The sequence below is a fragment of the Micrococcus lylae NBRC 15355 genome, assembly GCF_001570885.1.
GTDB lineage: Bacteria > Actinomycetota > Actinomycetes > Actinomycetales > Micrococcaceae > Micrococcus > Micrococcus lylae.
The window spans coordinates 1-25,085 of record NZ_BCSN01000038.1 but is presented as its reverse complement, the minus strand read 5'-3'; the positions used below and the strand labels follow the sequence as shown (position 1 = coordinate 25,085).

At 71.3% G+C, this 25,085-nt stretch carries 23 protein-coding genes and 1 pseudogene; 11 read left to right on the top strand and 13 right to left on the bottom strand.

Translation table 11 applies throughout. The features are described from left to right. Positions 1-611: 3-hydroxyacyl-CoA dehydrogenase family protein (locus MLY01S_RS08575; RefSeq protein WP_255218018.1), on the top strand; the 611-nt coding region annotated here is incomplete at its 5' end. 121 nt (positions 612-732) lie between these two features. On the opposite strand, the gene MLY01S_RS08570 is transcribed toward MLY01S_RS08575, so the two are convergent. Continuing rightward, a complete protein-coding gene (locus tag MLY01S_RS08570; RefSeq protein WP_135103283.1) occupies positions 733-1,398 on the bottom strand; it encodes a hypothetical protein in 666 nt (221 codons plus the stop codon). Between the two features lie 58 nt (positions 1,399-1,456). Between MLY01S_RS08570 and MLY01S_RS12165 the strand changes: the two genes are divergently transcribed. Beyond that, entirely contained in the window at positions 1,457-1,942 is a 486-nt protein-coding gene (locus MLY01S_RS12165) for a QcrA and Rieske domain-containing protein (RefSeq protein WP_082739992.1), read from the top strand. A gap of 262 nt (positions 1,943-2,204) precedes the next feature. Here MLY01S_RS12165 and MLY01S_RS08560 read toward each other — a convergent pair whose 3' ends face one another. The 4 genes from MLY01S_RS08560 to dxs are packed head-to-tail and all read right to left on the bottom strand — an operon-like array spanning position 2,205 to position 6,192. Continuing rightward, entirely contained in the window at positions 2,205-2,567 is a 363-nt protein-coding gene (locus MLY01S_RS08560) for a PLD nuclease N-terminal domain-containing protein (RefSeq protein WP_067191175.1), read from the bottom strand. 5 nt (positions 2,568-2,572) lie between these two features. Beyond that, entirely contained in the window at positions 2,573-3,547 is a 975-nt protein-coding gene (locus MLY01S_RS08555) for an aldo/keto reductase (RefSeq protein ID WP_067191173.1), read from the bottom strand. A 3-nt stretch (positions 3,548-3,550) separates the two neighbouring features. Then, positions 3,551-4,090, bottom strand: a complete 540-nt coding sequence (locus MLY01S_RS08550) for a hypothetical protein (protein ID WP_067191171.1) — start codon at positions 4,088-4,090, stop codon at positions 3,551-3,553. After that, positions 4,087-6,192, bottom strand: coding sequence for a 1-deoxy-D-xylulose-5-phosphate synthase (dxs, locus tag MLY01S_RS08545; protein ID WP_082739991.1), 2,106 nt, complete (start codon positions 6,190-6,192; stop codon positions 4,087-4,089). The genes MLY01S_RS08550 and dxs overlap by 4 nt, the downstream gene beginning before the upstream one ends. Before the next feature lie 501 nt (positions 6,193-6,693). Between dxs and MLY01S_RS08540 the strand changes: the two genes are divergently transcribed. The 5 genes and pseudogenes from MLY01S_RS08540 (at position 6,694) to MLY01S_RS12160 (ending at position 11,762) form a co-directional block, all read left to right on the top strand. After that, positions 6,694-7,281 carry a YdhK family protein gene (locus tag MLY01S_RS08540; RefSeq protein WP_067191169.1) on the top strand — a complete coding sequence of 196 codons (588 nt, stop codon included), beginning with the start codon at positions 6,694-6,696 and terminating at the stop codon, positions 7,279-7,281. Positions 7,282-7,370: 89 nt separating this feature from the next. Continuing rightward, the gene (locus tag MLY01S_RS08535; protein ID WP_067191167.1) at positions 7,371-9,506 is read left to right on the top strand and encodes a heavy metal translocating P-type ATPase; all 2,136 of its coding nucleotides are present in this window, start codon (positions 7,371-7,373) and stop codon (positions 9,504-9,506) included. Between the two features lie 11 nt (positions 9,507-9,517). Further along, positions 9,518-9,853: a metal-sensitive transcriptional regulator gene (locus MLY01S_RS08530; RefSeq protein ID WP_271437975.1), complete on the top strand. Its 336-nt coding sequence runs from the start codon at positions 9,518-9,520 to the stop codon at positions 9,851-9,853. Between the two features lie 182 nt (positions 9,854-10,035). Next, entirely contained in the window at positions 10,036-10,659 is a 624-nt protein-coding gene (locus MLY01S_RS08525) for a CueP family metal-binding protein (protein WP_082739989.1), read from the top strand. A gap of 45 nt (positions 10,660-10,704) precedes the next feature. Further along, a pseudogene (locus MLY01S_RS12160) lies at positions 10,705-11,762 on the top strand (IS3 family transposase). Between the two features lie 204 nt (positions 11,763-11,966). Here the strand turns inward: MLY01S_RS12160 and acnA are convergent. The 3 genes from acnA to MLY01S_RS08510 all read right to left on the bottom strand — a co-directional run bounded on the left by acnA (position 11,967) and on the right by MLY01S_RS08510 (position 18,398). Further along, a complete protein-coding gene (gene acnA / locus MLY01S_RS08520; protein WP_067191162.1) occupies positions 11,967-14,666 on the bottom strand; it encodes an aconitate hydratase AcnA in 2,700 nt (899 codons plus the stop codon). A gap of 186 nt (positions 14,667-14,852) precedes the next feature. Continuing rightward, positions 14,853-16,292, bottom strand: a complete 1,440-nt coding sequence (locus MLY01S_RS08515; protein ID WP_067191161.1) for a class I SAM-dependent RNA methyltransferase — start codon at positions 16,290-16,292, stop codon at positions 14,853-14,855. A 135-nt stretch (positions 16,293-16,427) separates the two neighbouring features. Further along, positions 16,428-18,398, bottom strand: a complete 1,971-nt coding sequence (locus MLY01S_RS08510; protein WP_067191180.1) for an APC family permease — start codon at positions 18,396-18,398, stop codon at positions 16,428-16,430. 94 nt (positions 18,399-18,492) lie between these two features. Here MLY01S_RS08510 and MLY01S_RS08505 point away from each other — a divergent pair, with 94 nt between their 5' ends. Next, entirely contained in the window at positions 18,493-19,167 is a 675-nt protein-coding gene (locus MLY01S_RS08505) for a potassium channel family protein (protein WP_067191159.1), read from the top strand. Beyond that, positions 19,164-19,838: a potassium channel family protein gene (locus MLY01S_RS08500; RefSeq protein WP_067191157.1), complete on the top strand. Its 675-nt coding sequence runs from the start codon at positions 19,164-19,166 to the stop codon at positions 19,836-19,838. The genes MLY01S_RS08505 and MLY01S_RS08500 overlap by 4 nt, the downstream gene beginning before the upstream one ends. 41 nt (positions 19,839-19,879) lie before the next feature. Here the strand turns inward: MLY01S_RS08500 and MLY01S_RS08495 are convergent, their stop codons facing one another. Genes MLY01S_RS08495 through dut form a run of 4 tightly spaced genes read right to left on the bottom strand, consistent with a single transcriptional unit; the run spans position 19,880 to position 22,232 of the window. Continuing rightward, positions 19,880-20,656, bottom strand: coding sequence for a DUF3159 domain-containing protein (locus MLY01S_RS08495; RefSeq protein WP_245232104.1), 777 nt, complete (start codon positions 20,654-20,656; stop codon positions 19,880-19,882). Beyond that, on the bottom strand, positions 20,653-20,946 hold the full coding sequence (locus tag MLY01S_RS08490; RefSeq protein WP_067191155.1) for a hypothetical protein: 294 nt from the start codon (positions 20,944-20,946) through the stop codon (positions 20,653-20,655). Before MLY01S_RS08490 ends, MLY01S_RS08495 begins: the two co-directional genes overlap by 4 nt. A 1-nt stretch (position 20,947) precedes the next feature. Beyond that, positions 20,948-21,706 (bottom strand): DUF3710 domain-containing protein, encoded by a 759-nt coding sequence (locus tag MLY01S_RS08485; RefSeq protein ID WP_067191153.1) that lies wholly within the window; start codon positions 21,704-21,706, stop codon positions 20,948-20,950. Between the two features lie 25 nt (positions 21,707-21,731). Next, a complete protein-coding gene (gene dut / locus MLY01S_RS08480) occupies positions 21,732-22,232 on the bottom strand; it encodes a dUTP diphosphatase (RefSeq protein ID WP_067191151.1) in 501 nt (166 codons plus the stop codon). Between the two features lie 71 nt (positions 22,233-22,303). Between dut and MLY01S_RS08475 the strand changes: the two genes are divergently transcribed. Continuing rightward, a complete protein-coding gene (locus tag MLY01S_RS08475) occupies positions 22,304-22,825 on the top strand; it encodes a DUF3093 domain-containing protein (RefSeq protein ID WP_067191149.1) in 522 nt (173 codons plus the stop codon). Positions 22,826-22,955: 130 nt separating this feature from the next. Here MLY01S_RS08475 and MLY01S_RS08470 read toward each other — a convergent pair whose 3' ends face one another. Next, complete coding sequence (locus MLY01S_RS08470) at positions 22,956-23,255, bottom strand: DUF4193 domain-containing protein (protein WP_067191147.1); 300 nt, start codon at positions 23,253-23,255, stop codon at positions 22,956-22,958. A gap of 337 nt (positions 23,256-23,592) precedes the next feature. Between MLY01S_RS08470 and sepH the strand changes: the two genes are divergently transcribed. Next, the gene (gene sepH / locus MLY01S_RS08465; protein WP_067191145.1) at positions 23,593-25,068 is read left to right on the top strand and encodes a septation protein SepH; all 1,476 of its coding nucleotides are present in this window, start codon (positions 23,593-23,595) and stop codon (positions 25,066-25,068) included. The last annotated feature ends 17 nt before the right edge of the window (positions 25,069-25,085 follow it).

The following is a 25,085-nucleotide window of genomic DNA, read 5'->3' as shown; positions in this document are numbered from 1 at the left end:
GCCTGCGCAAGACCGGCGTGCTCGTGCACGACGCCGCCGCCTTCGTGGTCAACCGCGTGCTCCTGCGCCTCATGGGCGAGGTCCAGGCCTCCTTCGACGCCGGCACCGACGCCCTCACCGCGGACCACGCGCTCGATCCTCTGGCCATGCCCATGACGCCGTTCACCCTGGCCGCCATGGTGGGTCTGCCCGTGGCTCAGCACGTCTCCGAGTCCCTGGCGGCGGCCTTCGGCGAGGAGCGCTTCCCGGTGTCGAAGAACGTCCAGGCGCTCATCGACGGCGGCAAGACCGCCCTCTGGGCCAAGGACGTCAAGGACCCGGCCGAGGCCGGCGGCGCGACCGGCGAGGCCATCCCCGAGGCCACCGCCGCACTGCTGAGCCAGGGCGAGGACCCGCAGACCGCCGAGCAGCTGCTCGTCCGCGTGCAGGACGCGCTGGCCGAGGAGATCGGCCTGCTCCTGGACGAGGGCGTGGTGGCCGCGCCGGAGGACGTGGACCTGTGCATGATCCTCGGCGCCGGCTGGCCGATGCATCTGGGCGGCATCACCCCGTACCTGGACACGGTGGGCGCCTCCGAGCGCGTCAACGGTCAGCGGTTCCACGCCGCCTGAGCCCGCACCGGCTCACCGGCGGACGTCCGCCCTCAGGTTCACGTCGCCGCGCCGCTCAGCGCGGTCTGCGGCGGCGTGCACCGCGGTCGGCGGTGACGCTCAGCGCGGTCGGCCGTGACGCTCAGCGCGGCATGCGGGCGAAGGTGACCAGGTCCTCGGGCAGCCCGTGGAGGGCGGCCTCGTCCGAGTCGACGGGAACGGAGATGGCGCCGGCTCCCCAGTCGGAGCCGGTCAGTGCGCCCTCACGCACCCAGTGGATGCCGAGCACGTGGCCCTCGGAGCGCAGCTCGATGCGGTGCGCCGCGGCGCCGTCGCCGCCGGGGGCCGCCTCGACGTCCGTGGGGGCGAGCGCGGCCTCGAGGATCCGTACGGGGCCCTGCAGCGGTGAGGCCTCCTCCAGGCGCCGGTACGTCAGGGCCTCGCCGGTCTCGCCCACCGTGCGGGCCAGCAGGCCGTCCGCGTAGGAGGGCACGATGTCCGCGTCCAGGCCGGCGCGCTCGCGCTCGATGCGCACGCGCTGGGCGGAGGCGGAGTCCTCGTAGGACAGCTCGGTCCAGGTGGAGCCGTCCGCGGCGAAGTGCACCTGGCACTGGGCCATGAACCGCTCCGGGAGGGACGGGGTCGCGGCGCGCTGCGCGGATGTCGGCTGGAAGGCGGTGCGGGTGGTCAGCACGCCGTCGGCCAGGTGCCGGTGCAGGAAGCCGCAGTGCTCTCCGCCGAGCAGGAACGCCTCCCAATCGTCGAGCGGGTCGAGCGGGTACTGGCCGGGGGTCTTCGGGGAACTCACGTGTCCCATCCTGTCAGAACTGCGGGTTCTCCTCGCGCCACCTGGGACAATGGGGTCCATGAGCAACGAGGACACCACCCCCATCGCCACCGAAGGCTGTGCCTGCTCGAACCGTCGCACCGTCCTGCGCGGTTCCCTGGCCGCCGCGGCGGCCGGCGCCGGCTCGCTGGCCCTGTCCGGCTGCACCCAGCAGCTGAAGGAGGAGAACGCCGCGCAGAAGCACCACACCGGCGGCGACTTCACCGAGGTCATGGCCTCGGCCGACCTGCCCGTGGGCGAGTCCACGCAGCTGGACGTGGACGGCCGCACCCTGCTGCTGCACCGCGAGGACGAGGACAACGTCACCGCATACTCCAACGTCTGCACCCACCAGGGCTGCGCCGTGGAGATCACCGAGCGCGACGGCCAGACCACCTACGGCTGCCCGTGCCACGGCTCCCACTTCGACCCGGTGACCGGCAAGCCCTACGGCGGGCCGGCGAAGAAGCCGCTCACCGACTTCCAGGCGCGCGTGGACGGAGAGCAGATCCTGGTCAAGCTCTGACCCGCCCCCACCACCGGCTCCACGACGACGGCCGCCCACCTGGTGAGGTGGGCGGCCGTCGGCCTGTGGTCAGGCGCTCGGGTCGGCACGGGGCGATCCGATGTCAGGTGTGACGGAACGACCGGCACCGACAGGCGGAGGGACGGATTCCGTGGCGCGGGCCCGGCCACTCGACCGTTTCCCGAACGAAAGTGTCCCAGGACGCGACTGTTTCCCGAACGAAAGTGTCCCGGGACCCGACCGTTTCCCGAACGACAGTGCCTCAGTCCTGGGCGCCATAGCGGCGGGAGCCGGGGACCGAGGGGTCTGGGTCGGCACCGTACCGGCGCGGGGCGGCGACCTTCGGCGAGCGGGCCGGCGGGAGCAGCGGGGCGGCGTTCGAGTTCGGATCCCAGTCGGGCTGTTCGGCGCGGCGGGCCGGATAGTGGCGGTACCGCCACCACAGCCACGCCAGCGAGCCGAGGCCCGGCAGGCAGACGATTGCCAGCACCCAGGGCACACGACGGCGCTCGTCCAAGGGCGAGCGGGACAGGGTCACCAGGCCGACGAGGAAGAGCACGCCGACCACGATCGACGCCGTCCACCACCAGGTCTGTGGCGAGGACAGCACGGACAGCAGGGCCACAGCGCTCAGAACAGGGCGACCCGGGGCACCGCCGGGAAGATCTCGTCCAGCGCGGCGAGGTCCTCCTGGGTGGGCTCCCAGTCGGCGGCACGGACGTTCTGCCCGATCTGCTCCGGGCGGGTCGCGCCGGCGATCACCGAGGCCACCGGCCCCTGCGCGGCGAGCCAGCCGAGGGCGACCTGCACCTCGGTGAGGTCGCGCTCCCGCGCGAAGGCGCCGAACGCCGCGAGCTGCTCGCGGTCGGCGTCCTCCACGAGGTTCTGACGCACGTGGGACAGGCGCGAGCCGGCCGGGGCACGCCCGTCCGAGTACTTGCCGGTGAGCAGGCCGTTGGCCAGGGGGAAGTACGGGAACACGCCGAGGCCGAACTCCTCGGCGGCCGGGACGACCTCCTGCTCGGCGCGGCGGTCCAGCAGGTTGTAGTGGTTCTGCGCGGAGACGAACCGCTCGGTGCCCAGCTCGCGGGCCACGTACTCGGCCTGCGCGATCTGCCAGCCGCAGCGGTTGGAGTGGCCGATGTAGCGGACCTTTCCGGCCCGGACGAGGTCGTCCAGGGCGGCCAGGGTCTCGTCGATCGGGGTCTGGGGGTCCGGGGTGTGGAACTGGTAGAGGTCGATCCAGTCCGTGCCGAGGCGGCGCAGGGAGGCCTCCACGGCGCGCACGATGTATGCGCGGGAGCCGCGGGCGCCGAAGTCCGGGCCGTTGGCGCCGTCCATGTCCATGCCGAACTTCGTGCCCAGCACGATCTTGTCGCGGTCCGCGCCGAGCGCCTTGCCGAGGCGCTCCTCGGACAGCCCCGGGGTGGCCCCGTACATGTCCGCGACGTCGAAGAAGGTGATGCCGTGGTCGATCGCGGCCCGCACCACGGCATCGGTCCCGGCCTGGGACTCGGTGGCGGTGCCGGCGCGGCCGAGGTTGTTGCACCCCAGGCCGATCACGGAGACGGTCAGGCCGGAGTTGCCCACTCGACGGGTCTGCATGGCTCAGGCGTCCTTTCCGGCGTCTGCGGACGCCGTGCGGTCCTCGAGGACCTCGATCTTGTTCGGCTGGACCCCGTGTGCGCGCTTAGCGGCGAACGGGATCTCCTTCGCGGCCCGGCCGGCGTGCGGGGTGCGCACGCGCAGCTCGAGACGGCCCTCGGCCTCCGCGACGTCCACGACCTCGCCCAGTCCGCGCCAGGCGAGCCGGTGGGTGATCTCCCCGGCCAGGGTCTGGCCGTGGCGGCGCTCGATGTCCGTGGCGGCGCGTCCGCGCAGGCGGTAGGCCACCACCAGGTCCGTGAGGGCGGACTCGTCGAGCTCGGCGAAGCCGTCCTCGGCGCACTGGGCGGCGAAGGCCTCGAGCAGCTCCTCGCCGGCGGCGTCGTCGGCGACCTCCTCCTCGTTCACGGTGCCGGGCTGACCGACCCTGCCGTGGTGGACCACGACCACGCCGGAACCCGGGACGCACCAGGCCTCGCGGTACTCGAACAGGCGCGAGCCGTCCTCGGCGGTCGTATCGCGGTAGCAGCGGACGATGCTCATGCCTTCTTCCCCCGGGTGGAGTCGGCGGCCTGAGAGGAGGTCCGGCCCGAGGCGGCGGTCGAGCCGGAGCCGGCCGCGCCGCCGTCGTGACTGCCCTCCAGCAGCGGCAGGCCGCCGGTGCAGGGGTCCGCGGAGCGGGCATACGGGACCTTGGAGCCGAGCACCTGGGCGACGGTGTCCCGGGTGATCTGCTGGGCGGTCAGGCCCACCCGCCCCAGGACCTGGGCACGGGTGCCCTGCGCGAGGAACTCCACCGGCAGGCCGACCTCGTTCAGGGCGGTGTCCACCCCTGCGGCGCGCATGACCTGGCGGATGCGGGAACCCACGCCGCCTGCCTTCACACCGTCCTCGAGGCACACCACGATGCGGTGCGCCGCGGCGAGCTCCACCACGGAGTCGGCCACCGGCAGCACCCAGCGCGGGTCCACCACGGTGGCGGAGATGCCCTGCTGAGACAGCCGGCGGGCCACGTCCAGGCCGAGCTCGGCGAAGGAGCCGACGGCCACGATCAGCACGTCGCGCTCGGCGCCGGGGACGTCCGAGGCCTCGCCCAGGCGGGCCAGCACGTCGGTGCCGTCGGCCAGGCGCTCCACGGCCTCGACCGGCTCGCCCACGGACCCCTTGGCGAAGCGCACCACGGTGGGCGCGTCCTCGACGGCCACGGCCTCGCGCAGCTCCTCACGGAGGCGGTCGGCGTCGCGCGGGGCGGCCATGCGCAGGCCCGGGACGGACTGCAGCAGGGCCATGTCCCACATGCCGTGGTGGCTGGGGCCGTCCGGGCCGGTGACGCCCGCGCGGTCCAGCACGAACGTCACGCCGGCGCGGTGCAGGCCCACGTCCATGAGCATCTGGTCATAGGCGCGGTTCAGGAAGGTCGCGTAGATGGCGACCACCGGGTGCAGGCCGCCGAACGCCATGCCGGCGGCCGATGTGGTGGCATGCTGCTCGGCGATGCCGACGTCGAACACGCGCTCCGGGAAGCGGGCCGCCATCGGGCCGAGTCCCACCGGGTTCTGCATCGCCGCGGTGATGCCGACGATGTCCTTCCGCTCCTCGGCCAGGGCGACCATCTCCTCCCCGAACACCGAGGTCCAGGACGGCGCCGACGCGGCACCGAGCGCCTCGCCGGTGACCGGGTCGATCTGACCGACGGCGTGGAACTGGTCGTCCATGTGGGCCAACGCCGGGGCGTAGCCGTGGCCCTTCTCCGTCATGGCGTGCACGAGCACCGGGCCGCCGTAGGCGTTCGCGTCCCGGAGGGCATCCTCCATCTCCTGGAGGTCGTGGCCGTCCACCGGGCCGATGTACTTCACGCCGAGGTCCTCGAACAGGCCCTGCGGGGCCCACAGGTCCTTCAGGCCCTTCTTCGCCGCGTGCAGGCCGCGGTAGACCACGTCGCCCGGGGCGCCGGCCGACTTCAGCCGGCCCTTCATCGAGTCCAGGGTCTGCTCGTAGCGGCGGTGCGTGCGGACCTTGTCCAGCACGCTGCGGCGCAGGCCGGTGAGGTGGTTGGCGATGCCGCCGACGGTCGGGGCATAGGAGCGGCCGTTGTCGTTGACCACGATCACCACGCGGCGGTCCTTGTCCGCGGCGATGTTGTTCACCGCCTCCCAGGCCATGCCGCCGGTGAGAGCGCCGTCGCCGATCACCGCGACGACCGTGCGGTCGCCCTGCCCGGTCAGCTTCCAGGCGCGGGAGATGCCGTCCGCCCAGGACAGGGAGGACGAGGCGTGCGAGGACTCCACCACGTCATGCTCGGACTCGGCCCGATCGCCGTAGCCGGTGAGGCCTCCCTCCTGGCGCAGCCGGGAGAAGTCCTGGCGACCGGTGAGCAGCTTGTGCACGTAGGACTGGTGGCCCGTGTCGAACACGACCGCGTCCCGCGGCGAGTCGAACACGCGATGGATGGCCATCGTCATCTCGACCACGCCCAGGTTCGGGCCGAGGTGCCCGCCGGTCTGGGAGACGTGGGTGATGAGGAACTGGCGGATCTCCTCCGCCAGCGCGGCCAACTGGTCCTCTGTGAGGGCCGACAGGTCCGCCGGGCAGGCGATCTGCGGCAGCAGTGGGGCGCCGGGTCTCGTGGGGGGCAGATGTTCCATGGTCCGTCCAGCGTACTCCGCAGGTGCGCATCCGGGCGGGACGCGGGCGGCGGCCCGCGCGGGCGGGCCCCGTGGATCAGGCCTTCGCGGCGATCTGACGGAGCACGTACTGAGACATGCTTCGCTCTGCCTGGCGATAGTTGCACAGCTTCCGTCGGCTCTCAGGATCCCTGTCTCGATGGGACGCCCGACGATGCAACCGTACAAGACCAATTCCTCTTGGGTGATCGGCGGTACTGGGATCGTCTTCTCACCACGGTGATGTTCACGAGACGACGCAGCCGATCCCGTCACGACGGCGAGCGAGGTGAGCCCGTCCGTTCGGGCCTCGATTCCATCTGCGACCAGAGCAGCCGAGCCGATGTTCTCCATCGCAGCCTCAGCGCTGCCACCCCGGGTCGATGGGATCTTGGCCGGGCGATTCCACGCCCGCCGATCGACATTCACTTGATACCCTGGGGGGGTATAGCGTTGACTGGACCAGAACGAACAGGAGACTTCATGCGCAAGCACCTCATGACCACCGTCGCCGCAGGAGTGCTCGGAGGAGCGCTCGTGTTCACCGGCTGCAGCAGCGGCGGCGACCAGGACCACGCGACCCCCTCGACGACCAGCCAGCACGAGGGCCACGGCAGCAGCTCTGACAGCGGCGGGATGGAGCATCCGATGGACGGCGGCCCCGCCCCCGAGGGCATCGAGGGGGCTGCGTCACCCACATACCCGGTCGGCACCGAGGTCACGCTCACCGCCGACCACATGGAGGGCATGGACGGTGCGAACGCGACGATCGCCGGCGCGTACGACACGTACACCTATGCGGTGAACTTCACGCCGTCCGCAGGCGGGGAGCCGGTCAAGGATCACAAGTGGGTCGTCCAGCAGGAGATCAAGGACGCCGGAGATGAACGTCTGGCCGACGGCACCGAGGTCACTCTCGAGGCCGAACACATGGAAGGCATGAAGGGCACGAAGGCGACCATCGCCTCCTCCACCGAGGAGACCGTCTACATGGTCGATTACGAGTCCGACGGCATGACGATGACCAACCACAAGTGGGTCGTCGAGAGCGAGCTCAAGCCGGCCTCCTGAGCCGATCGCGGCGGGCGCGCTGAAGGTCCGCGGCGAAATAGGACCCGATCGAAGGAAAGATCGGGGAATCACGAAGGGAAGTGAAGAGCATGACGGACCCGACCACGCATCACCATGACCACGCCGGCGTCGCGACCACCGAGTCCGGCCACCGTGACGACTCGCGCGCCGAGAACGAAGACCACACCATGGAACACGGTGACCACGCCGGGCACGGTCATCACGGCGGTGGTCACGCGGGCCACGGCGACCACGTCGGCCAGTTCCGGCGGCTGTTCTGGATCAACCTGATCATCGCCATCCCGGTGGTCGCGTTCTCCCCCATGTTCGCCATGCTCCTGGGCTACTCGGTCCCCAGCTGGGCGGGCTGGGTCGCCGCAGTCCTCGGCTCCGTCATGTACGCCTGGGGCGGCACCCCGTTCCTCACCGGTGCTGTCAGCGAGCTGAAAAGCCGCCAGCCGGGGATGATGCTGCTCATCGCGCTCGGCATCACCGTCGCATTCCTCGCCTCCTGGGCCGCCACTGTCGGTCTCGTCCACCCCGAGCTCGAGTTCTGGTGGGAGTTGGCGCTGCTGATCGTCATCATGCTGCTGGGCCACTGGATCGAGATGCGCTCACTGGCACAGACCACCTCGGCGTTGGACTCCCTCGCCGCGCTGCTCCCTGACGAGGCTGAGCGTATAGAGGGAGACGACGTCGTCAAGGTCGACCCGGCAGAGCTGCGCGTCGGCGACGTCGTCATCGTCCGGCCCGGCGGCAGCGTCCCCGCCGACGGCACCATCGTCGACGGCCGCGCCGACATGGACGAGTCCATGATCACCGGCGAATCACACCCCGTCGCCCGCGGCGAGGGCGAGAACGTCACCGCCGGCACCGTGGCCACCGACTCCGGCCTGCGCGTAGAGATCACCGCCACCGGCGACGACACGGCTCTGGCGGGCATCAACAGGCTCGTCGCCGAGGCGCAGGGCTCATCCTCCCGTGCCCAGCGCATCGCCGACCGGGCTGCGGCCCTGCTGTTCTGGTTCGCCCTCGGAGCTGCGCTGATCACCGCCGTCGTCTGGACGCTCTTCGGGCTCCCCGACGACGCGGTCGTTCGCACCATCACTGTCCTCGTCATCGCCTGCCCCCATGCGCTGGGTCTGGCGATCCCTCTGGTCGTGTCCATCGCCACCGAGCGCGCCGCCCGCGGCGGCGTCCTGATCAAGGACCGCCTCGCCCTGGAGTCCATGCGCCAGGTCGACGCGGTGCTCTTCGACAAGACCGGCACCCTGACCAAGGGCGAGCCCACCGTCACCGGCGTGGAGCCGACCGGCGGCCTGAATGCCGAACAGCTCCTCGCCCTGGCCGCCTCCGCCGAGGCCGACAGTGAGCACCCCCTCGCCCGGTCCATCGTCACCGCCGCCAAGGACAAGGGCCTCGCCCTCCAGCAGGCCAGCGGCTTCTCCTCCTCCCCCGCCGTCGGCGTCACCGCGACCGTCGCCGGCCAGGAGGTCCGCGTCGGCGGGCCCCGGCTGCTCGAGGAGACCGGCCAGCACGAGGTCGGCACGGCCGAGGCATGGCGCTCCGAGGGCGCGATCATCCTGCACGTCCTCCGCGACGGCGAGGTCATCGGCGGCCTCAAGCTCGCCGACGAGGTCCGCCCCGAGTCCCGCGACGCCGTCAATGCGCTCCATCAGCTCGGCGTCGAGGTCGTCATGATCACCGGCGACGCTGAAGCCGTGGCGAACGAGGTGGGAAGAGAGCTCGGCATCGACCGGATCTTCGCCGGCGTCCGCCCCGAGGACAAATCCGCCAAGGTCGACCAGCTGCAGAAGGAGGGCAAGAAGGTCGCCATGGTCGGCGACGGCGTCAACGACGCCCCTGCCCTGGCCCAGGCTGACGTCGGCATCGCCATCGGGGCCGGCACCGACGTCGCCATCGCCTCTGCAGGTGTCATCCTCGCCAGCTCCGACCCGCGTAGCGTGCTCTCGGTGATCCAGCTCTCCCGTGCCGCATACCGTAAGATGAGGCAAAACCTGTGGTGGGCTGCAGGGTACAACTTGCTCTCTGTGCCGCTCGCGGCTGGCGTGCTCGCGCCCGTCGGCTTCGTCATGCCGATGTCAGTAGGTGCGATCCTGATGTCGATCTCCACCGTCGTCGTCGCGCTCAACGCCCAGCTGCTGCGTCGCATCGACCTCGCCCCAGCTGCCAGCACCCGCTCCGTCCTGGAGCACCAGAAGTGAAGGACACACCCGTGACCACTGAAACTGCAGCCGATGAGACCGGTACCGACACCGGAGCCCATCGGCACGGCTACATCAGTGACAAGGACCGCTACCGCAACCGCATGAAGCGTATCGAAGGCCAAGCCCGCGGCATCACGAAGATGATCGACGACGAAAAGTACTGCATCGACATCCTCACCCAGGTTTCGGCCCTCACCCGCGCCCTGCAAGGAGTGGCGACCGGTCTTCTCGATGACCACCTCAAGCACTGCGTGCTCGACGCCGCCAAGAAAGGCGATGAAGACGCGGCCATCGCCAAGATCCAAGAGGCCACCGACGCCATCAATCGCCTCGTGCGCTCCTGACACCATCCGATTTCGTCTACACAGGGTGCCTCGGACCGGTGGACCCCAGATCAGGACAAGGCTCTTGATGTCTCCGGGCAGGCGTGCTTCGCGCGTCGTCGCGCCCTTGGCACCGGCGAACTCGGGATGCCTTCTGTCTAACCTGACGACACGAACACCTTCACCTGAGAAAAGAGTTGGGCATGCCACTTGCCATTGTTGCTCCGATCCAGTCCTCCAGGAGCCGCCTGAGGATCTGCGCGGCCTTTACCGGTCTGGCGACCAGCGCCGTCCTCCTGCTCAGCGGCTGTGCTGATGCGGGACCGACTGCTGATGCAGGATCCGATCACTCACTGGTGGTCGAGCACAATCTAGACGGATTGAATGCTCGCGAGATCATCAAGCGCCTCGACTCAACGAAGGTGACAGATCGCTCGTCTGAATTCTTCGCGTCGGTTGAACCCGACCAGCTTGTACTGACCGACGATCAGAACAATCAGACCACCGTGCCGATGCCAGAAGACGAGTTCTACGTCTCTATCGCCCCGTATCGCAGCCAGACTCACGAATGCTACTTCCACAGCCTCACGACTTGCCGCGGCGAGCTCGCCAATACTGACGTCCACGTCACCGTGGTCGAGGCGACGTCCGGGGAAACCATCTTCGATGAAGCGCTGACGACGTACGACAACGGATTCGTCGGGGTCTGGCTGCCGCGTGGAATTGACGCTACTCTCACTGTCTCAGCTGAAGGCCGCACCGCGAAAAAGGCCATCTCGACCCGCCCCGACGACCCCACCTGCTTGACCGGTCTTCAGCTAGTGTGAAGCACCCTGGGTTTGGTTCCGAGTCTCAGTAAGGAGAATCGGAGTATGCCCAAGAAGTTCAGCCCCGAGTTCAAGACCCGCGCCCTGGAGCTCATCGAGGATGAGGATCCAGGCCGAGCAGTGCTCCGGCCGCGTCGCCTGCACCGCCGTGGCTGAGGCCCTCGGCGGGATCTCACCCCACACACTGCGGAACTGGTGGAAGCAAGCCCGCATCGATCGCGACAAGGCCCCCGGTGTGGGCACCGATGAGTCAGAGGAGATGCGCCGGCTGCGCCGGGAGAACCTCGAACTGCGTCGTGCTAAGGAGATCCTGCGCAAGGCCTTGGCTTTTTTCACAGCGGAGCTCGAGGAGCTCAAGCGGATCCACGCGGAGAACTACAGCATCTACGGGGTGCGGAAGAGGCACCACGCCATGGCCTGTACCGGCTGGCAGATCGGCCGGGACCACGTCGCGCGCCTCATGCGGGCCGCCGGCCTTCAGGCCGTGCGGCGGGGCCACAGGCCGATCACCACGCGCCCCGCGAGGGAGCCGGATACCCGCCCAGACGTCGTCGGACGGCGCTTCGCCGCGGAACGTCCTCACCCGTTGTGGGTCGCTGACATCACCGACGTCAGGATCCTGGCCGGGTTCTGCTACGTCGCGTTCGTCACGGATGTATTCACTCGCCGGATCGCTGGGTGGGCCGTCTCGGCCAGTCTGCATACCCAGGGGCTGGCGCTGCTGGCCCTTGAACGTGCTCTCCTGAGCACCGGTGCCAGCCGTGGCCGCCAAGGCCTGATCCACCCCTCGGGCCGAGGCGCCCAGTACGTCGGCTTGGCCTGCTCCGACGCGCTCACCACCGCCGGGGTGAGTGCCTGGGTGGGCACCGTGGGCGACTGGTATGACAACGCCCTCTCGGAGAACGTGAACGGGCTCTATAAGGTAAAAGCTCAGCCATTCCACGCGGCTCTGGGAGTCGACCGAGGCTGTCGAGCTGGCCACGATGGATTGGGTGCACTGGTGGAACGCCGCCCACCTGCACGAGGCCCTTGGCTACCGCACTCCCGCACAGGTCGAGGAGGCCTACACTCACCACCGAGATGTAGCGCCCGTTGCGTCCTGACCTCGGAACGAAATCCAGGGCGCTTCACGCCTGGCCCAACGGTGAGCCGGGCTCTGAACTCGGCAGATGAAGAGCGGTCGTGCACCGGTGTGGACCCGGCACCCACGACGACGGCGGCCCCCACCTTCCGTGCGGAAGGTGGGGGCCCGTCGTCGTGGCACTGCCCCGGCTCAGCGCCGGAGGCGACAGGTCACGCCGAGGCGATCACTTCGCGGCGATCTGGCGCAGCACGTACTGCAGGATGCCGCCGTTGCGGTAGTAGTCGGCCTCACCGGGGGTGTCGATGCGGACGACCGCATCGAACTCGGTGACCTTGCCGTCCTCGCCCTCGGCGGTGACCTTCACGGTCTTCGGGGTCTTGCCCTCGTTCAGCTCGGTGACGCCGGTGATCGAGAAGACCTCGGTGCCCTTCAGGCCCAGCGAGTCGGCGTTCTCGCCCTCCGGGAACTGCAGCGGCAGCACACCCATGCCGATGAGGTTCGAACGGTGGATGCGCTCGAAGGACTCGGTGATCACGGCCTTGACGCCCAGGAGCGCGGTGCCCTTGGCCGCCCAGTCACGGGACGAGCCCGAGCCGTACTCCTTGCCGCCCAGCACCACCAGAGGGGTGCCCTGTTCGGCGTAGTTCTGCGCGGCGTCGTACACGTAGGCCTGCGGGGCGCCGTCCTGGGTGAAGTCGCGGGTGAAGCCGCCCTCCACGCCGTCCAGCAGCTGGTTCTTGATGCGGATGTTCGCGAAGGTGCCGCGGATCATCACCTCGTGGTTGCCACGACGCGAGCCGTAGGAGTTGAAGTCCTTGCGCTCCACACCGTTCTCCAGCAGGTACTTGCCGGCCGGGGTGTCGGACTTGAAGGAGCCCGCCGGGGAGATGTGGTCCGTGGTCACGGAGTCGCCGAGCTTGAGCAGGACGCGGGCGCCCTCGATGTCCGTGACGGGATCCGGCTCCATGCCCATGCCCTCGAAGTACGGGGGCTTGCGCACATAGGTGGAGTCGGCATCCCACTCGAAGGTGTTGCCGGACGGGGTCTCCAGGGACTGCCAGCGCTCGTCGCCGTCGAAGATCGTGGAGTACTTGTCCACGAACATCTGGGTGTCGATGGACTCGTCGATGATCTTCTCGACCTCGGCCGGGTCCGGCCAGATGTCCTTCAGGTAGACGTCGTTGCCCTCCGAGTCCTGGCCCAGCGCCTCGTTCTCGAAGTCGAAGTCCATGGAGCCCGCCAGGGCGTAGGCGACCACCAGCGGCGGGGAGGCCAGGTAGTTCATCTTCACGTCCGGGTTGATGCGGCCCTCGAAGTTCCGGTTGCCGGAGAGCACGGCGGTCACGGAGAGGTCGTTGTCCTGGATCGCCTGGGAGATCTCAGACTCCAGCGGACCGGAGTTGCCGATGCAGGTGGTGCAGCCGTAGCCGACGATGTTGAAGCCCAGCTGGTCCAGGGACTCGTTGAGGCCGGACTTCTCGTAGTAGTCGGTGACGACCTTGGAGCCCGGGGCCACGGAGGTCTTCACCCACGGCTTGGAGGTCAGGCCCTTGGCGACCGCGTTGCGCGCCAGCACGCCCGCGGCCATCATGACCGACGGGTTGGAGGTGTTGGTGCAGGAGGTGATCGAGGCGATGGTCACGGCGCCGTGGTCCAGCTCGAACTCGCGGCCGTCCTCCATCGTCACGTTCACGGCCTTGGAGGGACGGCCGAGGCCCTCCTCGTCGCCCGAGGCGTAGTTCGCCAGGTCCTTGCGGAACTGGTCCTTGGAGGAGGTCAGCTCGATGCGGTCCTGCGGACGCTTCGGGCCGGAGATGGACGGGACCACGGTCGACAGGTCCAGCTCCAGGTACTCGGAGTACTCGACCTCCTTCGACGGGTCGTGCCACATGCCCTGCTCCTTGGCGTACGCCTCCACGAGGGCGATGGACTCCTCGGAGCGGCCGGTGAGGCGCAGGTAGTCCAGGGTGACGTCGTCGATCGGGAAGATCGCGGCGGTGGAGCCGAACTCCGGGGACATGTTGCCGATGGTGGCGCGGTTGGCCAGCGGCACGGAGCCGACGCCCTCGCCGTAGAACTCGACGAACTTGCCCACCGCACCGTGCTCGCGGAGCATCTCGGTGATGGTCAGGACCACGTCGGTCGCCGTGGCGCCGGCCGGGATCTCACCGGTCAGCTTGAAGCCGACGACGCGCGGGATCAGCATGGAGACCGGCTGGCCGAGCATGGCGGCCTCGGCCTCGATGCCGCCGACGCCCCAGCCCAGCACGCCCAGGCCGTTGACCATGGTGGTGTGGGAGTCGGTGCCGACGCAGGTGTCCGGGTAGGCGCGCAGCACGCCGTCGACCTCACGGGTCATGACGGTGCGGGCCAGGTTCTCGATGTTGACCTGGTGGACGATGCCCATGCCCGGGGGGACGACCTTGAAGTCGTCGAAGGCGGTCTGGCCCCAGCGGAGGAACTTGTAGCGCTCCCCGTTGCGCTGGTACTCGACCTCCATGTTGCGCTCGATCGCCTGGTCGTTGCCGAAGAAGTCGATCTGCACGGAGTGGTCGATGACCAGCTCGGCCGGGGACAGCGGGTTCACGCGGGTCGGGTCACCGCCGAGGTCCTTGATGGCCTCGCGCATGGTGGCCAGGTCCACGACGCAGGGCACGCCGGTGAAGTCCTGCATGATCACACGGGCCGGGGTGAACTGGATCTCGGTGTCCGGCTGGGCCGAGGCGTCCCAGTTCGCCAGGGCCTGGATCTGCTCCTTGGTCACGTTCGCACCGTCCTCGGTGCGCAGCAGGTTCTCGAGGAGGACCTTGAGGGAGTAGGGCAGCTTGTCCGCGCCCTCGACCTTGTTGAGGCGGAAGATCTCGTACTCGGCGCCGTTGACGTCGAGGACGCCCTTCGAGCCGAAGCTGTCGACAGTCGTCACGGGAGGACTCCTTTTCCTGCCCGGCCTGTGCACCGGGCGCTCGTCCAGTTGTGGGTCTCACATGAGCGGTGCGTCGCGACGGCGATCCGTGAGCCGATCGGCGCCGAGATGTGGTGCACCGCACTCGCCTCCACCCTACCCTGAAGGCAGAGCGGAGAGAGGCTGTGTTGCCTGATCTCTCGCAGATCAGACGGCCGGCGCGGTCCGCGTCAGGACCGTCACCGACTCCAGGTGGTGGGTGTCCGGGTAGAGGTCGATCACGCGGGCCCGGGTGACCTCGTAGCCGCCGCGGGCCAGCCAGGCCAGGTCCCGGGCCAGTGAGGCCGGGTCGCAGGACACGTAGACGACGGTCTCCGGGGCGAGCGCGATGATGCGCTCGACCGCGCGTCGGCCGGCCCCGGCACGCGGCGGGTCCAGCACGACGGTGTCCAGGGTGCGGCCGGCGAGGCCACCGTCCTGCTCCTCGGCGTCCGGGTCGGCGAGCAGGTTGCCGAGCACGCGGTCGGTGGGACCGTTGAGCACGGTGGCCTGCGGGAGGTCGTGGAGGTTGCGCAGGGCGTCCCGGGAGGCATGGGGGGCGACCTCGACGGACAGGATGTGGCCGCCCGGCCCCACGGCCTCGGCGAGGAAGGCGGTGAACAGGCCCACGCCGGCGTAGAGGTCGGCGACCACCTGTCCCGGCTGCGGGGCGGCATCCTCCATGACGGCGTCCACCAGCGTGGTGGCCGCGTCCTTGTGGACCTGCCAGAACCCGTCGCCGGAGACGCGGAAGGTGCGGGTCACGCCGTGGGCGGCGACGGTCTCCTCGACCCAGGTGCGCCCGGTGATGCGCTCGACCTTCGCGGGAGCATTGCGGCGCTTGGCCGGCAGCAGGAAGCCGGTGGACAGCTCTCCGTGGGCGTTGGCGGCCTGGCGGATCCGGGTGCGCAGCCGTCCGAGGCCGACCTCGTCGGAGCGGGTCTGGGCGGTGGGGGTGACGAGCACGAGCGGACGGCCGCCGTCAGCCGGGGTCGTCACGTCCACGCGCTCGGCGCCGGAGAAGTCCCAGTCCCAGAGGGCGAGGGCGTCCAGCGCCGGCACGCCGAGGGGCATGTTGCGGACCGCCACGAGGGTGCCGGAGCGGTGCGCGTGCATGGCGATGCGGCCGTTCGGCGTCACGGCGAAGGCGTTGCGCGTGCGCCAGCGCTGGCCGGTGGGCTCGTCCTCGCCGGCGAACATGACCTCCGGCTCGACCGTGATGCCGGCGATGCGGGCCAGGGTGTCCCGGTAGACCTGGGCCTTGAGCCGGCGCTGGTGCGGAACCACGATGTGGCCGAACTCTGCGCCGCCGACCGGAAGGCGTCCGGAGGCATGGGCGCGCAGCATGTCCGCCAGCTTCCACTGGTGGATGCGACGGAACTCCGAGGGACGGATGATCTCCACGGCGTCCCCGCGCCAGAAGCGGGCGCCCTCCTCACTCTCTGTGAGGGCCACGCGGACGCGTTCGCCCGGGATCGCATGGCGCACGAAGACGACGCGCCCCTCGTGACGGGCCACGCAGTGGCCTCCGTGGGCGACAGCGCCGACCTCGAGCTCGATGAGCCGGTCCACGTCGACGCAGTCGTGTGGGGTGTCGGTGACCGCCATGGATTCTCCTTCCGGAGCCGCACGCCGGACCTTGCGCCGACGCTGTTGTGGTCCTATCTTTGCACGCCCGGAAGGGGCCGGTGGACCCGGGGACGCGCGGCGGCGCGCACCACTGCTCCCCGTGTCACCGAACCGTCAACGGCTGTTCGCCCCCAGGTCACCGGCCCGCAGGCCGTCCTGCACCTGCCACGGCACCAAGGCGATCATGACACCCGGCTCGCGCTGCAGGCGGCTCCGCAGCCGGGAGGCGGCCCTGTTGTGCAGGAGGGTGCGCCAGCCCGGCCGCACCACGTACTCGGGCAGGTAGACCATCGTGAGCCCGTGGCTGCGTCGGCCGGAGAGCCTGCGCAGGTGGCGCACGAGCGGGGTCACCGCGTCGCGATAGGGGGACCCGACCACGGTCAGCGGCACCGGCACGGCGGCCCTCTCCCACTCCGCCAGCAGAGCGGCGGTCTGTTCCCTCTCGATGTCCACGACGACGGCCTCCAGGCTCCCGGGGCGGCTCGCCCGGGCGTAGGCCAGGGCGCGCAGGGTCGGCCGGTTCAGCGACGTCACCACCACGGTGGCGTGGACCCGCGACGGCAGCGCCCGTGCGTCGTCGTCCTCGGCGGGGGCCAGCTCTGCGGCGACGGCCCCGTAATGGGCGTGGATCCGCCCCATGAGCAGCGCGCCCAGGAGGATCGCCGGCAGCGCGACCCAGGCGCCGCTGGCGAAACGGGTCACGAAGACGACCACGCCGGCCAGGACGGTGACGCCGAGCGCGGCCGCCGTCAGCACCAGGCGCAGCCGGACGAGGGCGCGCCCGCGGGTGCCCGGGGTGTGCGCCAGACGGCGACGCCAGAGCCGCAGCATGCCGGCCAGCGCGAGGCTGAACGCCAGGAAGACTCCGATGACGTAGACCTGCACCAGGTAGGCCGTGTTGGCCTCGAAGCCCAGCAGGAGCACCGCCGCGCCGATGCCCAGGCAGATCACCGACCAGCTCTGGACGAGACGGTCGCCGCGGGACTTGAAGTGGCGCGGCAGGTAGCCGCCCTCGGCCAGGCGCGCGGTGAGCGCGGGGAACGAGGCGAAGGCGGCCCGGGCGGCGATCAGCAGCAGCACGGCCACGGAGGCGACCACGAGCGTCGTCCACGGGGCCTGCCCGCCGAAGACCGCCGCGGCGATCTGCGCCACCACGGGAGGCGGAGTCAGCTCGTCGGGCACCGGGTTGCCGCCCGGGGTGCGGAGCAGGTCGTGGTCGAGGGCGACGACGACCCCCGTGCGCTGCGCCAGGTGCATGACGCCCAGGGTGAGGACGGCCATCGTCCCGGCCATGCAGAGCAGGATCCAGCGCACCCCGGGCACCGACGGCCGGCGGACCTGCTCGACGGCGCCGACCGGGGCCTCCACGCCCGTCAGCAGGGCGGACCCCGCGGCGAAGGCGCGCAGGGCGAACAGCCCGACGCCCAGGGCCGTGGCCGGTGCTGCGACCGCGTCCACCACGGTGTAGCCGGCGGACTGGGCCCGGGCGAGGCCGCCGGTCAGGTCCTGGACCACACCGACGGCGATTGTCGCGGTCAGCAGCACCACGAAGACGCTCACCAGCACGGCCGTCATCCTGCGGCCGCGTCCCGCTCCCCGCAGGCACACGAGGACCAGCAGGAGCAGGGCCGCCAGCGCCACGGGGAGGCGGTGCCCGCGGAACACGGGGAACAGGGCGACCGCGTACTGCGCGAACGCGGCGAGGGACACGGCCACCGTGAACACGAGGTCCACCAGCAGCGCCGAGCTCGCCACGACGCCCGAGCGCGGGCCGAGGTTGGTCCGGGCCATCTCGTAGATGCCGCCGCGCGGCACTGCGACGACCGCGGCACGGAAGGCGAGGACGATCAGCAGCATGATCGCGACCACCGCGATGCCCACGACCGGCCCCAGCGCCAGCCCCGTCGCGCCGGCGGTCACGAGCGTGAGGATCACCTCGTCCGGCGCGTAGGCCAGTGAGGAGAACGCGTTCGAGGAGTGCACGGGCAATGCCGTGGTGCGCGGCAGAACAGTGCGCTGCCCCGGCCCGGAGGCCACGGGGCGGCCGACCAGCAGTCGGCGCAGAGAGGACAGGACCGTCGTCACGTCGGACACAGTACCCGCGTCGCGGGCGTCGGTCCTCTCCGGGTGGGATGATGGCGATCGGCGGCCAGCGTGGCCGCAGGAGGAGGCACTCACCGTGGCGCATTTCGTCATCCTGGGCTGCGGGCGCGTCGGCGTCGCCCTGGCCCGCACGCTCGAGGACGCCGGCCACTCGGTGGCCGTGGTGGACCGCGACCGGCACCGCTTCGAGGCGCTCGGCGAGGACTTCTCCGGCACCACCGTCGCCGGCGTCGGCTTCGACCAGGACATCCTCTGCCGGGCCGGGATCGAGCAGGCCGTCGGCATGGCCGCGGTCTCCGCGGACGACAGCACCAACGTCATCGCCGCCCGGGTGGCCCGCGAGCACTACGGCGTGCGCCATGCCGTGGCCCGGATCTACGACCCGGAGCGTGCGACCGTGTACCAGCGCCTCGGCGTCTCCACCGTGGCCGCCGTGCAGTGGACCACCGACCGCATCCTCTCCCGCCTGCTGCCGGCCGGCACCGGGCGCTCCGAGCACCGCGACGCCTCCGGCGAACTGCTGATCGGCGAGCTCACCTGTGCCGCGTCCTGGTACGGCCGATCCGTGGGCGAGCTCGAGGAGGTCACCGAGGCCCGGGTGGCGTACCTGACCCGCTTCGGCGAGGGCGTCGTCCCCTCCGCGGAGACGCTGCTGCAGGAGGGGGACGTCGTGCACCTGGTGCACCCGGTGGACCGCCGTGACGAGGTCGAGGCCCTCGTGGCCGGGGCACCGGAGAAGGAGGAGTCATGAGGGTGGTCATCGTCGGGGCCGGCGCGGTCGGCACGTCCATCGCACGGGAGCTGTGCGCCCGCCGGCACGAGGTGTGCGTGATCGAGCACCGTCACGAGATCGCCGAGCGCGCCGACCTGTGCTCCGCCGCCGTCCTGGTCGGCGACGCCGCGGACCTGTCCGTGCTGCGCCGCGCCGAGCTGGACCGGGCGGACGTGCTCGTGTGCGCCACGGGCGACGACCGGGCGAACCTCGTGGTGTCCCTGCTCGGCCGCAGCGAGTTCGGCGTCGGCCGGACCGTGGCCCGCGTCAACAACCCGCGCAACCACTGGCTGTTCGGCGAGGCATGGGGCGTGGACGTGGCGGTCTCCACCCCGTCGATCATGACGGCGCTCGTGGAGGAGGCGGTGGAGACCGGCGACCTCGTCCGGCTGCTGGACATCGGCTCCGGCGAGGCGGCGCTGTCCGAGTACACCGTGCCCCGGGACCACTGGACCGTCGGACGGCGCATCGGCTCCATCAGCTGGCCGGACGAGGCCCCGCTCGTGGCGGTCGTGCGCGACGGCCGCCCGCGGACGCCGCAGGCTGACGAGGTGCTGCAGGCCGGGGACGAGGTGTTCTTCCTGAGCTCGACGGACTCGGAGGCGACGCTGCGTGACCTGCTCGTGGACCCGGTGGACGGACGGTCCTGACCGACGCCGTCGCGCACCGGCTCGGGGGACGGCGCCCCGCCTCAGGCCGCCGCCGTCCTCCGCGGCGCGGACACGGACCAGGCCAGCCAGAGCCCGAGGGCATAGAACGGCAGGCCCATCACCAGACGCGCCACGCCGAGCGCCGTCGTGGCCTCGGCGAGGTACAGCGGCAGCTGCACCGCCAGACGGGTGAGCATGACGGCCACCATGATCCACGTGGCCACCGCGTAGGCGCGGCGGCGGGCACGGTCGTGGCGCCAGTCCACCCCCTCCCCGCGCACCATGCCGAAGATCAGGCCCACCACGGGCCAGCCGACGAGGATCGAGACCACGAACCCCAGCGAGTAGAGACCGTTCGTCACGAAGCCCCAGACGTAGAAGTCGCGGGCCTGCCCGGTGGTGAGGGCCATGACCACACAGAGCACCACCACGGCGAGGCCGGCGACGGCCTGCACGGGAGACTGCCGCTGGACCAGGCGCACCGCGCCCATCACCACGGCCACGCCCACCGCGGCGACGCCGGAGGGCCACACCGCCTGGGTCACCATGAAGGCGACCATGAACACGAAGGTCGGCAGCGAGGCCTCCACGATGCCGCGCCAGCCGCCCACACTCGCCAACGGGTCCAGTCGGCCCTTCTCGTCCAGCCGTGCGGACCCGCCCCACGAGCGCATCAGCGCGGAGGGCGCGTCCGGGGACAGGGGCGCGTCCGCCTCAGCGGCGTCGCGGCCCGGCGCCGGGGTGGGCCGGTGCTGTCCGGGTGCGCCGCCGTCGTCGGGACGCCCGGAGGGACGGGGGTGCTCGTCGGGCTGGGTCACGGACGCTCCTGTCGGCGACCCGGTGCGGGAACCAGGTCGTAGGCGGGGTTGTGGACGGTGGGGACGCCGTCGGCGGTGGTCAGCGTTCCGCGCACGCGCAGCCACTGCCCGGGCAGCACCTGGGGCACACGGCGGCGCCCATGCCACAGCAGCACGACGGTGTCCTCGGCAGACTCCTGCCCCGGCTCGGGCAGGGCCTCCGCGAGCTCGGCGCGGAAGACGGCGTCCGCGTCAGCCGCCGGGACCGTGACGGTCGCGACCACGCCGACGCGCTCGACCGTCTCGGCCATGTCAGCGGACCTCGGTGATCTCGGGACCGCGCTCGGGCAGCTGCGGGGCCTCGGCCGGGGCACGCTCGCCGGTGACGTCGGCGGACTCGCCGCCCGGGCGACGACGACGCACCGGCCGCGCGTTGACCGGCGGGCGCAGCGGGAGCAGCTCGCGCGGCGGGACGGGCTCCTCGCCGCGGACGACCACGAGGTCGGCGAAGACGCCCTCGATCTCCTCGGCGTCCTCCGGGTGCAGGGCGGCCTCACCCTGGATCACGCCGCGCACGAACCAGCGGGGCCCGTCCACGCCGATGAAGCGGGCCACGTTCCAGCCCGGCGAGCCGTCCGGCATGGAGGCGGGCACACGGCTCATGACCTCGGTGCCGAAGCGGCCCTGCCGCTCGTCCGCCACGGCACCGGGGGTGGTGCCCAGAGCGTCGAGGATCTCGGCCCGCAGGTCGTCCCACAGGCCCGTCCGGCGCGGGGCGGCGAAGGCCTGCAGCTGCACGGCGGACGTGCCGGCGGTGACGGTCACGGCGATCACGCGCTGGGTCTTGTCCTCCAAGTCCAGGCGCAGCTTCATGCCCTGGCGGGCCTTGATGCGCAGGGAGCCGAGGTCGATGTAGCCCTTGGCGTCCGGACGGTCGGCCACGTCGAACGGGCCGGTCGTGTCGTCGCCGGCAGGCATCAGGCCGGCCGCGATGCGGTCCCGGTCCTCCATCAGCTCCTCGGGCAGGGTGACCTGCTCATGGCGTACGTTGCGGTTGCGTCCGAAGATCATGCGTTCCTCCTTGCGGGCGTCCGGCTCAGCGGTCGTTCGGCGGGGCTGCGGCGGCGTCCGGTCCGGCGGCCGGGGTGAAGCCTCCGGTCGATCCGAATCCGGCGGCGCCGCGGGCGGAGTCCTCGAGCCGCTCGACCCGCACGAAGTCGGCCTGCACCACCGGCTGGACCACCAGCTGGGCGATGCGGTCACCGCGCTGCAGGCGGATCGGCGAGGACGGGTCCATGTTGACCAGCGGCACCTTGATCTCGCCACGGTAGCCGGCGTCGATGGTGCCGGGGGCGTTCACGACGCTCAGGCCCTGGCGCACGGCCAGGCCCGAGCGCGGATGCACGAAGGCGGCGTAACCGGCGGGCAGGGCGATCGCCACGCCTGTCGGGACCAGCGCGCGCTCCCCGGGGGCGAGCTCCACGTCCACGGTGGTGCGCAGGTCGGCCCCGGCGTCGCCCTCGACGGCGTAGGCGGGCGGCTCGAGCCCATCGTCCAGCAGCTGCAGCGGCACAGGGATGCGGTGGATGTCACTCACAGCGGGCCACTCTACCCGAGCGACCGCGCGCCGGGCCGGGCGGACGGGGTCCGTGTGGGAAGCTGGAGCACATGCGTGAGAACCAGCAGACCGCCCCCGCCGCCGAGGCCGAGACCGTCCTGTTCGAGGAGCGCCTGACGCCGTCCGTGGGCGTGTGGGTCGTGGCCGTCATGCTGGCCGCGCTCTCGGTGCTGGTGTTCGCGCCGATCAACCTGACCACCGGCATCGTGGCGGCAGTCCTGTTCTTCATCGTGGAGGCGATCGTCCTGGTCACGTCCACTCCGCGGATCGTGGTGACGGGCACGGACCTGCAGGTCGGCAAGGCCCGCATCGAGCGCTCCTACCTCGGCGAGGTCACCGGCTTCCTGGGCGACGACGCCCGTCAGCAGCGCGGCGCCCGTCTGCACGGCCTCGCCTACACGGTCATCCGCGGGTGGATCTCCCCCGTGGTCCGCATCCAGCTCACCGACGAACGCGACCGCACCCCGTACTGGCTGACCAGCACCCGCCGTCCGCAGGAGCTCGTCGCGGCCCTCGGCGGCACCATGCACACCGCCGCGGCGGAGGACCTGGAGCACGACGGGCACCGCTGAGTCGCAGCGCCGCGCATGGGACCAAGGGTCTGCGCACGACCCGCCCCTGACACGCCAGAACGCCCCGGACATCCGACCGGATGCCCGGGGCGTTCTGCGTGGTCTGCTGCCGGCGGGTGCGCCCGGCGGATCAGCCTTCGCAGTCGGTGCAGAAGATGAGGCCGCCTTTCTCGCGCGCGGCCTGCGAGCGGTGGCGGACCAGGAAGCAGGAGGCGCAGGTGAACTCGTCGGACTGCGCGGGCAGCACCCGGACCATCAGCTCTTCGCCGGAGAGGTCGGCGCCGGGCAGCTCGAAGCCCTCCGCGGCCTCGGTCTCATCCTCGTCGACGACGGCGGACTGGGTGTCCGTGCGACGGGACTTCAGCTCCTCGATGGAGTCCTCGGTGCCGTCGTCGTCGTTCTTCCGGGGGGCGTCGTAGTCGGTGGCCATGGGGGATCTCACGCTCCGCTCAGGTCTGGACCGGCGGGACGGGCCGCACCGCCGGTGAAGAAAGGGGGACGGACCGCTGGTCACTGTGGGGCTTCGTCACCCCGACGAGGGGCTGACCACACGGCGCCGTTGCGCGTAGATTGTGCACGATCGTCGCCTCGGTGCCAAATGAGAGCCGGCCGCATCCGTGTTCCGTTCGTCACAGCGTGGACGTGTTCTAGGATCGGACGACGGACGCGCGCAGGCGCGCCCGGTCCTGACGGCACCCGTCTGGGCCCGGGCCGACGCCGCCGCACCGGTGAGCACGGAGACGACCCGAAGGAAGGCACTGGCGCCCATGGCCGAGATGCGACCGGCTGGACTGACCGAGGACGGCACCGCCCTGCGGCTGACCGACCAGGACGGCGGCGAGCACACCCTCCCCCTGACCGACGAGGTGCGCTCTCTGGTGACCGCCGACTCCGGCGGCGGCACCGCCGACTCCCCCGCCGCCACGGCGTCCCGGGAGAAGGACGACGACCGCCCCACCTCCGCCGGGGACGTCGCCTCCGCCTCCGACGGCCGGCAGGACGATGCCGGCGCCGTCGGCCGGCCCCGCGCTGGCTCCTCGACCCGCCCCGGCGCCGACGCCGCAGACGAGGTCCCGGCCGCCCAGGTGTCCCCCCGCGAGATCCAGGCCCGCATCCGCGCCGGCGCCACCGCCGAGGAGGTCGCCGAGGCCACCGGCGCGTCCCTGGCCCGTGTCCGCGTCTTCGAGTACCCGGTCCTGGCCGAGCGCGCGTGGATCGCACAGCAGGTCCAGCAGCTCGAGGTGTGGGTCGGCGGCCCGGACCTCTACTCCTCCACGGTCGAGGACGGCGGCCCGAGCACCCTGGGCGAGCTCGTCTCCCATCGGCTGCAGGAGCTCGGCCTGGACGCGGACGCCGTGACCTGGGACGCCTGGCGCGAGGGCCCGGGCCCATGGACCGTGGTCGCGGACTTCAGCCTGGAAGGGCTGCGCTCCAAGCCGACGCAGGAGCAGCCGCCGGCCCGGTTCGCGTTCCGTCAGGGCGCCAAGCAGGTGGACCACGTGAACCGCTGGGCCCAGCTGCTGGCCGACGCCGAGACCTGGAACATCCCCTCCGGCCGGTCGAAGGACGACGAGACCCCGTTCGACGTCGAGGCGGGGGACGTCCCCGAGCGCCCGGCCGCCGAGCCGACCGCCCTGCACCCGGACACCGCCCCGGACCCGGACGAGGAGCTGCTCGACATCCTCCGGGCCCGCCGCGGCCAGCGCCTCGGCGCAGACGAGGAGTCCGACGACGCCCTCGCCCTGATGCTCACGCGGGAGGAGACTCCGAACCCGCAGCCGCCGGCGAAGCCGACCCTGGCGGCCGCAGACGACACCGGCGCCGGCTCCGCCGTCTCGGCCGACCGGACCGAGTACCTGTGGGACGACGAGGACGCCGGCGACGACAGCCCGCTGGCCTCCGTGCACGCCTTCCGCTCCGCGGACCCCGCACGTGACGATGACGCGGGCGACGCCGACGCCCGTGACGAGGATGCCGCGGCTGAGGAGACCACGGACCCGCAGGACGAGGACAAGGCCGCCGAGGACGAGGCCGCCAACGAGGACGCCGCGCAGAAGCCTCGCCCCGGCCGGTCGACCTCCGGCCGCGGGACCTCGCGCGGACGCATCGCGGACGTGCTGATCAAGGACACCTCGGAGCCGAAGCCCGGCGCGCAGAAGGAGCCGACCCGCTCGAAGTCCTCGACCCGCCGCGCCTCCGTGCCGAGCTGGGACGAGATCGTCTTCGGCCGCAAGAACGACTGACCCCTCCCGGGCCCTCC

Coding starts and splice junctions, on each gene's coding strand:
- MLY01S_RS12165 (WP_082739992.1), top strand. CDS start 1,457: ATGAGCAACGAGGACACCACCCCCATCGCCACCGAAGGCTGTGCCTGC.
- MLY01S_RS08555 (WP_067191173.1), bottom strand. CDS start 3,547: ATGCAGACCCGTCGAGTGGGCAACTCCGGCCTGACCGTCTCCGTGATC.
- MLY01S_RS08550 (WP_067191171.1), bottom strand. CDS start 4,090: ATGAGCATCGTCCGCTGCTACCGCGATACGACCGCCGAGGACGGCTCG.
- dxs (WP_082739991.1), bottom strand. CDS start 6,192: ATGGAACATCTGCCCCCCACGAGACCCGGCGCCCCACTGCTGCCGCAG.
- MLY01S_RS08540 (WP_067191169.1), top strand. CDS start 6,694: ATGCGCAAGCACCTCATGACCACCGTCGCCGCAGGAGTGCTCGGAGGA.
- MLY01S_RS08535 (WP_067191167.1), top strand. CDS start 7,371: ATGACGGACCCGACCACGCATCACCATGACCACGCCGGCGTCGCGACC.
- MLY01S_RS08525 (WP_082739989.1), top strand. CDS start 10,036: ATGCCACTTGCCATTGTTGCTCCGATCCAGTCCTCCAGGAGCCGCCTG.
- MLY01S_RS08515 (WP_067191161.1), bottom strand. CDS start 16,292: ATGGCGGTCACCGACACCCCACACGACTGCGTCGACGTGGACCGGCTC.
- MLY01S_RS08500 (WP_067191157.1), top strand. CDS start 19,164: ATGAGGGTGGTCATCGTCGGGGCCGGCGCGGTCGGCACGTCCATCGCA.
- MLY01S_RS08490 (WP_067191155.1), bottom strand. CDS start 20,946: ATGGCCGAGACGGTCGAGCGCGTCGGCGTGGTCGCGACCGTCACGGTC.
- MLY01S_RS08485 (WP_067191153.1), bottom strand. CDS start 21,706: ATGATCTTCGGACGCAACCGCAACGTACGCCATGAGCAGGTCACCCTG.
- MLY01S_RS08475 (WP_067191149.1), top strand. CDS start 22,304: ATGCGTGAGAACCAGCAGACCGCCCCCGCCGCCGAGGCCGAGACCGTC.
- MLY01S_RS08470 (WP_067191147.1), bottom strand. CDS start 23,255: ATGGCCACCGACTACGACGCCCCCCGGAAGAACGACGACGACGGCACC.
- sepH (WP_067191145.1), top strand. CDS start 23,593: ATGGCCGAGATGCGACCGGCTGGACTGACCGAGGACGGCACCGCCCTG.